Origin of the sequence: Zooshikella ganghwensis (assembly GCF_018263875.1) — a bacterium.
GTDB lineage: Bacteria > Pseudomonadota > Gammaproteobacteria > Pseudomonadales > Zooshikellaceae > Zooshikella > Zooshikella ganghwensis.
The window spans coordinates 191,382-209,029 of record NZ_JAEVHG010000007.1 but is presented as its reverse complement, the minus strand read 5'-3'; the positions used below and the strand labels follow the sequence as shown (position 1 = coordinate 209,029).

General features: G+C 47.2%; 1 protein-coding gene (only partly in view). It reads right to left on the bottom strand.

Annotated elements, in window-relative coordinates:
• Positions 1-17,648, bottom strand: the 5' portion of a protein-coding gene (locus KHS79_RS12385) for an Ig-like domain-containing protein (protein WP_212719376.1). The gene continues 27,490 nt to the left of window position 1, outside the view; 17,648 of the gene's 45,138 nt are visible here — the first part of the coding sequence; it begins with the start codon at positions 17,646-17,648; its stop codon lies beyond the left edge, outside the window.

The following is a 17,648-nucleotide window of genomic DNA, read 5'->3' as shown; positions in this document are numbered from 1 at the left end:
AGGACCGTGGTACCGGGCTGGAGTACGGGTTTATCAACCGTTACATTAATACGCTGCCCACCTTCTTGATCGGTATTATCCGGGGCTAGCCAAAACTTGGCTGCCGTCAACGGCGTCGCATCACTGATAATCACCGCACCCAGCCAATCCTGCTGATACTCGGCATGACTTAACCGTAAGTGATATTGCCCGGAACTGAGGGGGAGCATATCTAAGGTGTGAGCAGGAATATGCAGCGTATTCTCATCAATAAATGACAGGGCAAGCGGATACTGGTTTAGCTGAGCCTGCATATCAGCACTAAAGCCACGCCCATGGATAACAACCGGAACTTCTTGATTACCATAACGAACCCGTCCCTGACTGACATTATGAATTGAGAAAGGTTTAAACGACTGGGCCGCTGTCTGCAGTGACTGTTTAAAGGGTAACCATAAGTTACGGCCTCGCACCGTATTAGCTTGATTAACGGCCAGCTCATAAACAGCGTTGGGCTCAAGGTTCACTTTAAACTGAACCGCTGTGCTGGCAGGAGCATCAGGCGCAGCCTCAAAGGTGATCGGTACATTTTGCAAACCTTCGGGTACTCGACGTTGCAGCACCAAAGCACCTGGTTGCTGGATACTTTCAGTACTGATCAGCTCATTAAACTGTACAGTTATTAACTGCTGATCCCCGGGAGAAACCTTATCTCCTGCTGTAATGAACGGTGCTTGATCATTAGCCTGGCTAACCGTTTGCTCTCCTCCTACCTGAACCCCCATCACCAGTGCACCAGGTAGTTCAAACTGGCGTAGCCCCTCATCGGCCACACCAATCACCCGATCATTATGAATGGCCATATCCCACACCGGCTCATCATTACCCGCTGAAATCACCTTGGGAGACTCTGGGTCAGTCATATCAATCATGACAAGACCCTGCTCAGTAGCGACCCACAGGGTATTGCCCTGAATACGCAGGGTACGGGCAGCATACTTACCTGACGGACTAAGCTCATCTAAACCAATCCGCACACGCTGCTCAGCCGCATGCAGTGGTACCAGCTCAACGCCTTGTGTACCTAACGCCGCAATGAGATAGGTTGCAGCCATAGGTTCTTGAGAGTCAGGCTGAACAGCGGCCTGGTAAAAGACAAAGTCCAGTACATTACCCTGAAAGTCATAGTTCGCCTGTAATGCAGGATCAAACAGGTTTACCGCCATTATTTGGCTGGCTTGGCTGCCACTTTTAGGCGCTTGCAACGTTTCACCTGACCAGGAAGGACAATTGCCCCATAGCACCGCAGCGGGTATTCCTCCTGAATACAACCAGCCGTTATGATAGCGTCCCCTTTGCCCTTTTAGCTGGGCATTAGCCTGGACACTGGCTAAGGCATTATCCGTTACCTGCAGTGGATCCGTGGCCATCAGATAGTTAACTGGAATCAAGGCATCAGGTTCAGCAGGAATGCCCACAAAACTACAATTCTGAGGTACTTTGATACCGCCAGGATCTGGTTGAGCCGTCAACGCAAAGACACTATTACCCTGCTTAATGATATCTGTGGTCAGGCCATTGATATCGGTATCACCTAGCCATTGCATTGCATTCTGATCATCCAGATTTAACCGGCTGATCCCTCCCACACCACTGGCGACATAAAGCCGCTGCCGGGCAATACTATTTTCCCATTCGGTGACGGGATAAATCCGGCTGGAATCCAAACCAATGGTTAACGCATAACGTCCTTCCTGACTGAGCAGTTGCTGCTCGGCACTGGATAACTGCAGTGACGTGCCTTGCATTAACGAAGCTGCCGCCTGTTTTTGTTTCAACGATAGTATTTGCCCCAGCTTCACCAGTTGCTGGGTATCCCCCGTTAATGCAGGTGCCCCCCCTACTAATAACGGATGTAGCGGGTCTTGCACTGCAAACGCAGCAGCCCGATAGTTATCCGGAAAGGCAGTACGCTCAACAGGTACCAGGGTATAACCTTGCTGTAAATAGCCACCATTGGTTAAAACGATGCCTGACGCCGGTAACACCTGTAGCATGGTTGGATGGACATTACCGGTGGCCAATGCAACCTGTTGCTGTAAGCCATAACCATAACCCTGATCACCTTCCAGTAACGCTTGATGCCCAAAACGATCTCGTCCACTGACGGTATGTTTGCCTGGTAAGCCTTTAGGGGTTACCAGCTTCAACTCTCGACTGGACAGCACCTCAACCTGGCTGACCGCTGTATCACCAATCCAAATCTGCAAACCTTCACTGACTGTGGTGCCTGGCTCGAAGCCTTGCCCCAGCAATGTGACCGTTTGCCTACCCACTGCAGGCCCCCAGCCAGGATTGATGCTGGTAAAACTAAGTGGTGCTGATGCCGTTATGGCTCCTTGCAGCCGTTGCTGTTGCGTTCCCAAGGCAGCAGATAAATCATAAAGACCGGGTATCGATAACGGTGGAATGGTTAGTTTTGCTAGCCAGATGCTCTCGTTCTGCTGGTCTGGCTCAATCGCCTGAGGCTGAACACTGACGCCGCCCACATAAAACTTCAGCTGGGATGCATGTGCTGCGGCAACACTGACGGCTACACTGACCTCGGTCGACTGTGCTGTTGACACATGGTGGGGTGTGATATTAACCAAACTAAACGCAGGATCTTTGCCACTATTAAAATAGAGTGTGTAATAAACATCCTGCGCCAGACGGTAAAGTACCTGGCTGGTATTAGCGATGGTACTGGCCACCCCTGCTTTTACTGCAAGCTGTAATGGCTGCTGATCCTGCAGGGCTTTAACATGCTCAGCGGCTAAGGTCAGCAGCACATCATTATGCTGTAGGGATACCTTAGCAGGTAATGGCTGCCCAGTAGCATCGTTCAGGCTAAATAAGCCCTTATTGCTGTCTAACCCATCCACCACTTTATTAAAGCGAAGTGTGATCTCTAGAGCTCCTGAGGGTAAAGCACTGAGCTGCTGCTGCGGGTCAATATCATAGATTTTAAGGGATGCATCAGGCACCACCTGAGCTACCCACTGGGCATTGCCTGACTGGCCTGCACCCAAAGCCGTTGCACTACCCGCCACCACTTGCGTTAAGTTATTACCCTGATAAGCATTTAAGCTTGCCACAATAACGGGCTGTGTCGGGTCCGCAATATCCACCTGTACCATCCCTTGTTTACCCAGCGCCAGGTAAACCAGATGGCCATTGATATCTACATCGTGAACAAAACCGACTTCACTCAAGCGCCTGACAATCACTGGCTGTAATGGATTACTGATATCCACAATCACCAGCCCTTCAGCACCTGCCGCTAAATAGGCAAAGTGACCTTTGACCTTGACCCGATTCGCTGCCACAGGTAACTGGCTCAAGACAACTAATCCGGAGGCTGACTCAGTTCGATCGCTGGCAGATGATGCAGTTTGCTGTTCAACAATAAACAAGCCACCTGCTCCCTCATTAAGTTTGAAAGACTGATAATCATAATCTCCCCCAACCGCAACATAGACTGACTGCCCAGGTATACGCTCTACCTCCAGAGCCTGAGCTACATCCAGTACTGGAGTTTGTTGTGGCATCAGCTGCTGGTCAACCAAGTAGAGCTTTTGCTGATAATAGCTATCCACCAAGCCCACACCAGCACGCCCCATTGCCACTAAGGATTTATAATTTTTTACGGTTAACCCCTGTGCCACCTCACCTGGCAACGGCAGGCGCTTAATAACCGTGGTATTGGCTAAATTCAGCGCATCAACGGCCAACACCATTAACTCGGGTTGACTCGGTTGACCATCTTGCAAACGTACTGCTGTGACAAATAAACGATCCACCCCCTGTTCAAAGTAAGGCTCAACATCCAGTGCCACCAATCCCTTTGGTAACGCTATTTTGGCGAGAATACGGTCATCAATGCCGTCTTTATTTAGGTCCACCCGATTTAGCAAATCATCTGGGTTAAGTGGGTTTTCAGCACGGCTGGTATAGCGACTGGCCTGAGCATCTAAAATCAGAATTTCACTGCCTGTCGAGGCAAATAAATAATTTTCAGTCGGGTCAAGGGCTAATGCCAAAATACGTTGTTTTTCGCCTCCAGTAATATTCGACTGAACAGTTTGTTGATAGGTAAAAGCGCTACTCAGCACACCTGCTGAACCATCTGCTTGAGCAACCTGAATATCAACAGTACCTAAGGGACCTGGCGGGGTAATAATTTCCAGGGTATTACTGTCCAGCACTTTAATAACATCCGCAGACAACGACTGATTGCCCACTTTAATGGCCATGCCTCCGGCATCACCTCTAAACCCTTGGCCTAAGATACGTACCCGTGTTCCTCCGGTCAGTGGTCCTTGGCTAGGTGTGACGGTACTCAGCAGCAACGGCTCAAGGTACTGTACTGCCCCAATAAACTGGGCATAACCTCCTTGGTCAGTACTTGCTTCCAGAGTGGCAGGCCCTGCCAGCTGCCGAGGGGCCCGCACTTGATAGCGCGTACGCCCATTGCCCAAGTCAGTTTGGCTTAGGGTCTCCAATGGCATACCCGACAACTGTAGGCTCAGATTACCGCTGACATTATCCAACTCAACGGTGACTTCCCCGCCTTCGATGGTCAGCGCACTCGGAGTTACTTGATGAATCACCAGTGGCGCTGCAGACAAAGCCCCTGTGGTAAAGTCCATTGTGAAAACAGGTAGAGTATCACTGCGTCGATCAGCGCTGCTCTGCAAACGCAGCTGATAGGCCTGATTCGCAGCCAGGGTGGAACTAGGTTGTAAGGTAATTTGGTTACGCTGCTCATTTAAACCCAAAGTAAAGGGGACAGCAGTGGGCGTTGCGGTACCTGATGCATCCCCGTTGATTGCCACAAACTCAATTTGTGATGTCAGCTGCTCAACCGTCAGGTTAACTGGCCGAGTTAATGTAATAACCGGCTGGATATCACGTCGTACGTAACGCTCATTGGCTACAGGTGAGGTCTGAGCAATATCCAATAGCACAGGATCCACAAAATACAGCTGTGACTGGTTCTTGCCTAATGGGGTTGCCAACGCAATCACGCCGTTAGGCGCATAATCCATGGGGGTTTGATGCCAATACCAGAAGGGTACATGGAGCTTACCCACACAACGACTGGTAGGTACTGCCAAGGCATCCAATAAGCTGATTTGTGCTGGCCGCGCAATATCATAAAGGGCTAAGTAGGTTGCATACCCCTTACACTCACTACCAAGCAGCCCTTGAAATGAGGCGGCAGCAACACTGGCAGCCTGCATTTTTTGCGCTTTGATGGTACCGGGTACGGTAAAGTTAAACGACTGATACTGCCCTTTCACTTGCGGATAGGCTGCCTGGCTGGCATCCAACAAAGTAATATTACGGCTGGTGGCAAGTAATGGGTTAGTGGGTGTCGTTGCCGTTAAACCATTCAGGTCACTCACCCCCACCTGAGCCAGTGATGGCTGGCGAATATCATAAATCACCCGATAACGATCAGTCGTAACATGCAGATAGTGCTCCACGATGGCAATATCCACTACGGTTAATGGCACCGTTCGCCCTTGAATCAAAGCCGATTCAATCTGGCGAATTACCACTGGCCGCTCTGGCTGATTGATATTGACTACCGCAACCCCTTGCTTATCCGCCGCAATAAAGAGTAACCCATCTTTAGCGACCATTTTGCTGGGAGTAGCGGTAAGGGGTAACGGTAAGGCATAACGCAGGGTTCGCTCGGTACTGGGTGCTAATACACTACTGTTGCCAGTACCAGAGCTTGAAGTATCAAATACAGTGGTATTGGCTGGATAAACCAGTAGCGCGGTCCGATTATTAAACTCGGTTTGAATATGCTTAAAGTGATACCCTTTTGCTGAGATATACAACTGCTGACCATGAACCAGCATTCCCTGAGGCACCAGATCCTGAGGCAAGTTGTAATACCCTAAACCATGCACAGTCGCTGCTTCAGCCAAGCGGCCAGGCTCATAATGAACCAGTGATATCCAGCCTGGTGCAAAATAATGCTCAAACTGTTGCCGATCATAAACATGGTCAGGGGCTACACCATCTGTAATACCTGCGCCTAATACATAAAGCAGGGGTTGGCTTGAATCAAACTGCAGGTCAACAATTTGCCCAGGTGGTAAACGACCTGCATCCTGCAAAAAGTCTGTAGGCTTACCTTCAGCCAGATCGGCTAATAGTTCTTGGATTCTGTTGGCTGCTAAAGGTGCTGAGCTGATCAGTCGGCGATCAACAGTCAACTTGCCGTAAAATAAAGCATTTCGCCGGACAAAGCGGCGCCCTAGCTCATCCTCCACTTCAATATCAACAAAACCACGATAATTTTCATCGCCAAAATCAGGTACGGTCCACTGCATGCGCTCTGCGCTTTGCAGCTGTAAGGTGCCAGCACCTGGCGTAAATATCTGTGCTGTTGCAGGCTGCCCTGATTTATAGGCAGTGACCTTAATCCTGCTATGAAAACCATAACCGACAATGGCCACCTGATCGTTTTCACCCCGCTGACTGGTATTCACCACCGCTGGGGTCAAGAAAGAGATTTCCAACTGATCAACATACGTAAAGCCTCCTAACAACACATCGGATAACTCATATGCATTAGTCACTTTGACGGCAGCAGGCCCCGCATAATTGGGGACTGTTGTTGCATAAAGGGTATCCACCCCCGTGAGATCATCATGCTCAACTCGACTGACCACTAGTGGCTGTCCACCTACTACCAACTTGGGCTTATCACCAAAGTGCTTACCAGTAATACGAATTGGTGTACCACCACTGATATCACCAGCACTGACACAGCTATCAACGGGTGCGTTAGCGGCTGACTGCGCACAAATGCGCTGTATTTCAGGTGTTGCGGCATTGAGAAAGCGCTGTGTGGTAAAGCCAAATTGATAGTCTTCACTGAGCGGATAACCGGCTAGTGGCTCCAGCCCAGCCGTCAACGTTACAAAATACTGCTGATTAGGTGCCAGATTGAAGCCCTGCTTGCGCTTAACCAGAAGCGTCTGACGACTCACTTCATTACCGGTTGTTGGTTTGTAGGCCAGCTCAAACTGATCCGTAATCAACTCACCGACAATAGGATCTCCTACCTTGATTTGAATCGATGGGCGAACAGCCTCTGCCTGCTCAGCCGCAAGCGGTGCTGAGAACATCACTTCGATCGCCGGTAACTGCTGCCCCACATCATATTGATTCAGCACAGGAGTATGCTGCAGGATAGACAGCTCTGGCATTTCAACCCGTGCAATCCCACCTTTACCCGTTGCGACCTGCAAGCCACCGCGGGCAAGGGTAATGCCTCGAGAGGCATAATCATCTAATGTCGCCTTAGCCTTGGTTAACACCGGAATGGTGGCATCAATGGTCGGGTCATCGACTTTGCTCAAATCGATCATTTCTACCAGAGCTTGGGCAGGCTTATCTTCCTGGTCAGAGTAATGCATGGTGACATAGGCTAAATGCCCTGACACATGTACATCGTACATACCATCTGCGACCAGGTCAGGCCGGTTAGGTTGGAGCTCAACCACTTTGACCAGTTGCGGCTGGAAGGGATTGTTAATGTTGATGATGTTGAGCTGGGATGCGCCGCCATCCCCTGCCATATCAGTCACATACAGCCTGTCACCTTGCAAGGTCAACCGGTTGGCAATACCCAAGGTATCCAGCTGTGCCACTATCGGTAGTGCTGGGTCCGCCAGGTCAGCGACCACAATACCCTCGTGAGAAGCGGCAATAAACGCATAATGTTGGTGAACCACCACATCTCTGGCATAACCGTTGGGCTTAATAAACCCTATTTTGTAAGGAGCTGTCGGGTTACTAATGTCAAATACCTGCACCCCACCATAGCCATTGGCTACCAGCGCCAAGTGATCTTTACGGGCAACGCCATAAACATCTTCGTAAGGGAGCTGTATTCGCCCAGTGAGCTGATAAGCTAAACCAAACTGCCCATCACCATTACGATGAGCAAATAATAATAACTCCGCTTGCGTATTGGTCAGATCAATACGCCCTGTGGCCTGGTCTGCTGAGCCACCCCAGTCTTGCTCAATTTCCTGCGCTAAAGTGGTGACAAAGGTATGTTCATTCTGGCTGAACGCCTCAACATTAACATTATCCTGCTGTGAGGCAATTTTAGCCGCTAATACCAGATCAGAAGCAGTAGTAATCTCAGTGATGGTCCCAGTAAATATTTCTGCAGCACTGTTGAGTAGCGATGAGTAAACGTAAAAATTACCCTGTGCATCTCCAGCTTTTTCATCCACTGCATCCAGAATAAATATCCCAGTACGTGGTGGTGTTTTACTTTGGCTGGCACCCTCAATATGACCTAAACCTTGCTCATAACGCATCGGGTCATGGGTGGACCAAGCGCCCACCATCGCTCCCTGTAGGCTATCTGAAGTCGATGACTGGCGAATAGATTTAAACTGATCAACGGCGGTGTAATACACCCCACGCGCTTCAGCAGTATGCCCTTCTGCGGGAGCCATATAGCGCCGCTGACTGATCGGCCAGCCGACTTCATAGTAAGCTGTTTCTTCTACGGTATGGGCAGGTGTCACCACCTTGGTCACCACCCGGACCCGTTCATTACGTTCACGAGCCCGAGATAAAATCATGCCACTGCTATATTCTGCCCAATAAATATAGCGATGGTTTTCCGGATCACTTGCCGGGATAGCGGGGTCATTACTGGTGGTCTGCTTCAATTCCAACTCATCACTGGCTAACACTTGCCAACCACCCACAGATTCATATTCACGCTGCCAGCTCATTGTTACCCGCTCAATGGGGGCACCAATATCATCGACGGCAACCACTGCTTTCAGTGGTTGTTCTGCTGTCAAAATATCCCGGTCAATGGGTGAGAGTATGCTGATTTTCGGTGGAACCGTATCTCTGACTTGCCCCACTTGCAGTACTTGGCTTTGACCCACCTGGCCCTGCTGATCATAGGCCAGCGCTTGTATCAAAAAGCCATCCACACCTTCTGGTGCAGGCAAAAAGGCCTGATAAAGATGATTTTGTGCTAATGAACCTGTCAGCGCTCCTAGACTACTGGTAACGGTTCGTATGGGCTTGCCATTAACATAAAACACCACATAGTTAATGCCATCGACACCCAAATCATCAAACGCTTCCACCACCACTTCCAGCGCCGTACCCGCAATCAACGCGCTACTCGCATTACTGGGTTTGACAATTTTAGCCACAGGTGGAGCATCTGCCGTAATAGTCAAAGTGGACGGCCGGGCAAAGTCTGTAGAGGCAAAACCATCCACATCTTTAACATTGGCAACAAATCGAATGCGTTGGCCGACCCTGCCTTTTGGAATTTGCCAGTCAAACTGGAAAGGCGCAGCAACATCTTCACCTAAAAAGATAAGCTCAGTGTTATTGCCATCATCATCTAATAAGCTGTAATAAAGTGCAGCACTGGCAACCCCTTGCTCTGGATCTTGTCCCAGTACATTGAGTCGTACCCGCCGGCCTTCGGCCATCTCAGACTGTTCACCTAAATTAAAGCCCCGGTTATCTAATAGCTGGATATTGGTCACCGTCGGAGGCTGGTTGGCGACCAATTGAACTGCTACCGATTGTTCAGCCGTATTACCTACTCCATCATAAGCAATAAATTTTACCTGCAAGGGCAGCTGTGACACATTGCCTGCATTTGACTGACCAGTTAAGTAGGTTGCCAGCGACTGGACACTGAAACTACCCGCATAAGGTGGTGCAACCTGAGTCTGTTGTTGGACCACCTCGTTATCAACAAACACTCCATCCTGATTTTTATCGACCCGTAACTGCGCTTCTAAGCGCGAAACCGCCACATTGTCATAGATTTCCGCCGCAAAAGGCAGAACTCGTAGCTCAGAGATTTGTGCCCCCTGCTGAGCGGGTGCCTTGACGGCAATAACCGGCGCTACCTGATCACCCTCTACATTCAGCTTACGTGGTACAGGGGTATAAATCGTCCGTGGGTTTTGTTGGCGCACTTCAGTGACACTGGCCGTTAGACTAATCGGCTTGCCCGCCTGGCCATAGGGTAAGGTTAATAAAAACTCATAGGGAAACTCGACATCAGTCAGTACTTGGTCACCGCCAACCAACCCTGAAACCTGTAGGTTAACCCGATCCACCCCGACGTCATCAGCCGCATTGAGCTGTACCAGAACAGACTGGCCTTCAATAAAACCCGCCCCAGCATCAGGTTTTACCAGGGTAATAAGGGGGGCCTGATCGGTCTGAGTGTAAACCGTTAACTTTTCACAGGCTGGTAGTTGATTAAAGTCTGTTAAAGGACAGCGATGCCCATAGGTATCGACTGCTTCCACCCAAAGCTCTACTTGATTGTCAGCCGCTGAACCCGTGTTCTGATAGGTTGGCATAGGGACTTGAAATCGATACGGAGGCTCATTTTGGGTAAAACTATATTCGCTACCATCAGCATAGCGTGCTGATAAATTGACATAAGCGACCCCGACATCATCTTGAGCATTTACCAACACTTCTAACGCTGTAGACTCCACCACCTTCTGGTTTGGCTGGGGTGTCATGATATCGACAATGGGCTGCTCATCCGGTTTAACGAGAAACGCCACTTCACGGTGAGCTTGACGATTTTTATCGGATGCCTCCAAGCGGAACCAAACATCCATACGCTCCACTTGCTGACGGCTTATCGTCGGAAACAAACTAAGAATGCGAGACTGGGTATCAATATGCACTAAATGCCGATATAAAGGAGAGTCTATATTGAGGGTGGTAACTGGATTGAAGTCTACTGGAGATGTATTTTCATAGCGTTGAATAACCGTGTAATCACCATACTGATAACTACCATCCTTTAACTTAATGCCATAACGCTTTTCCAGCACCAATTGCTTCACTTGTACATTATCGTACCCCTGTAACAGCAGGGTCATATCTGCACCTTCTATTGCCCCCACCTCAACCGCAGGTCCCACAAATACGGCAACAGGTGGAATATCATCCGCTTTAACCTGTATGCGCCGCTCTAAGGTTGCCACTGCCGACTCATTATCAGCCCAGGTCATTTGCAATGTCAGGGGTTGCTGGGTATCCATCAATAGCTCAGGCAGCGTCAGCACATAGTAGCGCTCAACCATATTTTCTTTAATCGCGACTTCTGCTGCGATACGAGGGTTATAGAGCGCCTCATATCGATCATAAAACCCTTGCAACACGACATTAATTTCTTCTTTTTCCAGTTTCTCCCTTTTAACATCAGGCTGTGACAGGAAGACGGGCATACCATTGACGCGGAAGCTGGGAGAACCTTTCATACCTCGATCATCAACCCCTAACACTTTCACCAGGAGCTGTTGGGTGCCTGCTACAATAAACTGGTCCTGAGCAGGGGATTGAATAGCTATTTGTGGCTGGATATTAGCTTGTGGGTAGACTAAAAAGCGCTGGCGGGCTTGCTGCTGGGCATTATCTTCAATAATAAGTTCGTACTGTGTGGGAGCCGTTTCGTTAAAATCAATACTAACCTGCTCATCAGCTACCAGATTAGGTGCATTAGGACAGGATACCCCATAGCTTTTCTCAAACAGGGTTTGTATGGGAACCCCTTCCGCTGACAACTGACGCAGAGTAACTTTAGAGACCCCGGTATCGTCAGCCCCCTGCCAATTGACTGTAAAGCGACCACCATTTCTGACCCAAAACTCGCCATAACTCAATCGCTCCAAATCCTTAATCGCCCTAGCCTGATCATTCCAACCTGTCAGCTGAATGGTGGGTAGCTGGTTTTGCTGTATGGGGAATAAAAACGCCTGACGTTGCTGATTTCCTGACCAATCAACAAGTTGAGCAGTCAGTGCCAGATCGCCTGTCAATAAACCAGATGGCACAGTATAGGGCAGCTTAACACTGGTTTGACTTGCCTTAGGGCTAAACGCACGTAACAGCAGTCCTTTACTATCCATTAACTGAAGTGCTTTTATTTGCGTGGAATTATCTGCCAAGTTGAGTTCAAAGAAGAGCTGTTGCTGGCTGATGACATGACTGCCTGATGATGGGGATAATAAGCTCAGCTCAGGAGGCAAAGTATCCCCCCTGAGTTGCCAATGATAAAGTGGGTTTAGCTGTTGCATATCACGCGTATGAGTGGCCCGGTCAGACGCACTGACTAACATGGCCATAGCCATATCTGCCTGAGTCATTACTGATGTCAGCACCTGCTGTTTAAGCTCTGTTTGAGCTTGCCGCGCAGACAGTAACTTAGGTAAATACAACAGCGCTTCATTTTGCTGCTGATCACTGACTGCTACTATAAGCGGCGCTAACAACTGATCACTTTGCGCCAGCTGAATCACCATACGCCGTAGCAAGCCATTCAGTACTGGATTGTTGTTACGCAGGTTAATTTCCAAACGATGGGTACCTGCCACCTGCAAATCTTTTAAAGCTAACTGCCCGTCATCAAAGGTCGTGGTGAGGATATCGGGCTTAGCCAAGCAAAGATCGTCTGTATACCGAGTTACCTCAGCTGTAATGGTGAGTGCATTCTGTTGACCATCTGTAAAACGAATCACTGAGTCAGATGTAAGTGAAGGCACAGGCCACAGCGTCATTTGCTGTTGCTTAACACTTAATACCAATTGATCTCCAACCCAAATTTGGCCCGTCCAACTACCCGCTTCTGGATAGGCCAAGGTCAGGCCTGGCATATTAATCATCCGTGGACTGGGTGAAGTCACTGTCTGCTGCTTAACCTGTTGCTGGATCTGGCGTGAAACCTGCGTCGATGATGAATCATCAACCTTTAAACCACTTAAGGTTGTGGCAAGCGGAAAGAGCCACACAGGGTCCTCTCGACTGACTGCATCATCCTCAACCTGGATAGCCAAATCAATACGACTGCCCTGGATCTGTTGAGGCTCACTGGTAACAACTACCTTGGGTGGCTGATCTGCTATTACCTCTACTGCACGTGATAGTAATGCCGTATTGCCAAACTGATCTTTTGCCTCTACTAATACGTCAAACTGATCATTCACCGCTAAGTTAAAATCAGCCAGTGGCTTACTGAGTGCTGACACTGAATGATGTGGACCATTAATTCCTTCTTGTTGCTGGACAATGACTTTGTCATTCCCTTTAACGACATAAGAAACAACAGAAGCCAGCAAGAAATCATCCGTGACAGAATAAGAAAACGCTAACTCATCATTACTAAACTGTTGGCTTTCTGGACGTAAAATCGATATCTGTGGTGGTGTTTTATCAGGGAGTAACCGAATGACCAATGACTCCTCAGCACTATTTCCCCCTTTATCCGTTACTGTCAATGTGCCCGTGAGCGGCTGGCGGGCATAGGTGAGAAAATCCTGATTGGAAAAGTTAGCCAACAAATCAAAATTTGAATAAAAACGACTCCCTTTCACAAAGGTACCAAGCGTTAATACATCCTGTACCACCTCCTGTTTTACTTCGTCTTTGCGTCCAATGGAAATGCCAGGTGTTAATAACTGGCCATTAGCATCTTTAATAGCCAGCACTATGCGGTCAATAAACTGATTATCACTGGCCACCCCCGTTAATGTCAGCGCTTGCCCTGGTAAAATATCAAACTGGTTACTGGTGAGTGATACCGCAGGTGGCTCTGCATCATGTTTCAGTTGAAGCGTGACGGCAGCTTGCTGTGTTTGACCGCTACTGTCTTTGGCTTCTACGATAAGCTGTGCCTCATTGCCGCCAACCGCTTTGGGGACCCGTACATCATGATGATGATAGTGTGCTTGGCGAACGCTAGAAGCTTGCGTATTACTGCTCGCCTGATCTGATAATTTAAAACTATGGATAGGCTGCTGTGTTTGGTCAGAAAAAAGCCAGTAGGCGGTGAGTGACTGCAATTTACGGTCATCACTGGCAGCCACATTAAGCGCAAACAATGCTCCTTCCATAAAAACACTGTTAGTGGCAGGCGTTCTTATTGAAACCTGAGGTTTCTCATCCTGAATAATGGTGTAGGTTTTGGTAATAATGGCCGATTCATTATCATAAGTATCCTTACCTGAAATACTTAATGTAAAAGAGGGTTGGCCATTAGGTACAGTAACAGGTAGCCGTTCTTTAATACTATTTGTCGTATAGTTTTTTTGGTAAATGGATTGACTATCCAGCAATACATTAATTTGCTTAATACTTGATGCATCTTGAGCAGAAAAATCTAACTGAATTTTCTCACCCGCATAATAGTTTTTACCTTCATCTGGCCCAAAAAGTGTAATTATAGGTGGCTCATTATCTTGTGAAAAGGTAAGTGTTTGCTGCCGAGCTGGAGAGCGCTGACCTTTGTTATCAACAACAAAAAACGTCAAGTCAACTGCAGGCAAGCTGGCTAATGCGGGTTGATCAGCCAATATCAATGCAAAATCCTTAATCAACTTTTTATCAATTAGAAAATCTGTCCCGCCAGCAAAGGTTTTTGCGAATACAACATCACTGGTGTTAGGCCGCCTTGCTTCCACCACCAGATTATTGACACTAATATCATCCTCAGCCACCAAGGTAAATAAATATGGCTTGCTCAATAACATCGGTTGAACATTTGCTGGTTGGAATTCTGTTATTGCGGGTGGGTTATCTTTCGAAACCAACAGTGTTTGTGTAAGTTTTGCTGTATTTTGCTGCTGGTCACTCACATTAATTCTTAGCGAAAGTACGTCACCTGTATCCTGAGTCACTGTGGCAGGACTATTCACTAACAACGCTAAAGAATATGCATTGACTGCACCCGGAATAGTTTTAATATCCTGTCCAGTAAATGTTACCTGATCATTTTCATCACCCGTTAATTGATAACCTTGACCTTGCTGATGGCGTAATCCTTGTAGCAAAATTGAGGTAGTAGCCACATTATCATAGCCTGCTAATTTTAAAACGAACTGCTCCTGCTCAATGACCTTTAAGTGGCCATCACCCGAGTATTCTGAGGGAGATACAACATTAACCACTGGCGGTTCAACATCTTTGCCAATAACAGCATTCACCACATTACTTTCTGCCTGTTGCTGTGCCGTATCAAAAACCATGGCTTTTACTTGAACAGGTGTTTCTTTTTCTAAAACAGGTGGCGTATACATAACACTAAAAGGCGGCCGAGTATCCGTACCGAGTAATACTTCATTTACATAAAATGCTACCCGTTGCACCCCTAAATCATCCGTGGCCGTAGCCCGTATTTCAACCGGAATATCTCCCGTCATGACAGTTCCTTCAACGGGATAAGTTAAGGCAACAGAAGGTTTAGTATCAGCTTTTACAGAAATAACAACAGGCGAACTCAGTGCACGTTGCTCATGAACATCAATAGCTTCTGCCTGTAATTCAATAGAACTGCCAATGGCTTCAGCAGGTACTGAGAGTTTTATTTCCCGTTGGGTATTACCTAAGTTATACGCTGTGCTTTGCTGTTGAGTGATATCGATTATTTGTTGCTCTTCAATCATTTTCCCATTGGCTGAAATCCTTAATGCCGTTCCTAGCCAAAGAGTATCATCAGATACATCCACCTTAATGGTTATTTTTTCACCCGCACTGACATCACGCCCGGTTAAAGGACTCACAATTTTCACAATGGGTGGTTTATTTTTAAAAACCCGAATTAACTTTGCAGGGAGCTGTTGCTTTTTTTGTTGAGTATTCGTTATTTCTGCATACAGTGATATTGCTGTTTCATCTGTGCCAATGGGGTCAAGGTTGATATTAGTACGCCATAATTCAAAAAAATATTTTTCTTTCGTAGGCCCATCTCTGAGTGTAAATTGCGGATAAGTAATTGGTAATGTTGGTTTACCATCAATAAAAAAGCGTACCGACTGGATAGATGAACGTGTTTCACCTTTGCCCATGATGCCTAAATCAATCGCTAATTGAGCCGTTAATGATGTGCCCTCTGTTACCCGCTTGCCTTCAATGGGTAATTCAAATTGCACTTCTGGAAAAACACCAGCCTCATCTCTGACCACTTGTGCTGTAAACTGGTCAATAGACGACTGGCCCAACGTATCATAAGCAATGGCTTTTATCTCAACCTGGTGACCTACGAACCGATCCGGAATAGGCAAGGACACCTGAAAAGGTGCAGCAGAAGTACTCGCGACTAATTGATTATTCAAATAATAGTTAACCTCATTAATACCTACATCATCTTCGGCATCAACCTGTAGTGAAAAAGCCTGCTCAGCAACTAATTTACCAGCAGGTTTAAGTTTAAGAAGAGGTGGACCATCTTTTGCGGATACGGGTATTGCTAACGATAAATTATTGAGTGAAGGTACTGTTACCTGTAATTGTGCAGGGGCATTTTCATCAATACTGTGTTTTGCTAATAGTCCCTGCTCAGTAGACAGCTCAAGCCGTGTTTTTTCCTCTACCTGTAATTGATAGTCTACTGCAATGTTATTGGGTAAAGCCGTCACCGTCCCATCATCAAATACCACAAATAAGTCTTGCCATGGTTGAAACTGATTCAACCTAGAAATCATTATGGGGTCAACGGTACCCATTTGATTAGTGGCTAAGCGGCTAACACGCTTATTAAAATCAATTGTGACTGGAATAGATTGCGTATCACCGTTGGGGAAGGCAACCTTGATTTCAACTGTCTCACCAGCCGTTTCCTGTAAGGGATAAACAGCCCCTTCTTCACTCACCCATACTTTGTTAGGTGCATTTGTTGAGTAACTTACACCCCGACCACTCCCCGACAAAGCCACCTCTCCACGGTATTGATAATTCACCATTGGAATAATTTGGAAGTTTTGTAGTGAGTTAGAAAAAACCATTGCTTTAGGGATAACATGAGTACTTAAAATGGCTTCTTCGGTGCTTTCTGACAATGTCATCATTTCTGCAATGGTAGTGCGATTTCCAGAACTATCGACACAATAAGCATCAATTATCACCATGCCATTTTGGATGGCTTCTTCTACCGAAATATCAGCGAGTGGGAGTTCCAAAACAAAAGATGTTTGCTGTTCATGATAAGGGTAAAGTATTTTTGTTGTCGCTGTGGCCGCAAATGCATTATCCAATGCTTGATTTAAAATTCCACTGTAGCGCCTAAGGTCTGAAATACGGACACCTTTGACATTAAGCGCAATATAGTGAATATCTACATCATCACTTGCCGTTAAATCAACTCGCAAGAAACCTTTTCCTTCTTCTTCAGCAACACTGACCTTCTGTAAGGTCAATTGTGGTTTTTGAGCTTCCACACTAAATGTTTCTTGAACTTGCTGCGTAGATCCATCAGCCAACTGCAACGAAACGCTAGGCAACAACTGCAATTTATCAAAGTCAATACGTAAGCTACAATTTCCTTGGCTATTCCACGTCATTTCATCAGGCAAATAAGTCTTACTTAATTCAGGCACTACCACTTTTAATACCTGCTGGCAGTCTGAAATTGATAGCATATAACTGAAAGATTCTTGCTCTGATCGCCCTGTTAATGAATGCACAACGCGAATATCGCTATCAACCCCATAAGCGGATGCTGACAGAAAAAAATAGATCATTAATAAAATAACGATCTTGAAAGATGAAGGAATAAAGGAAGCCTTTTTAAAATACTGCAT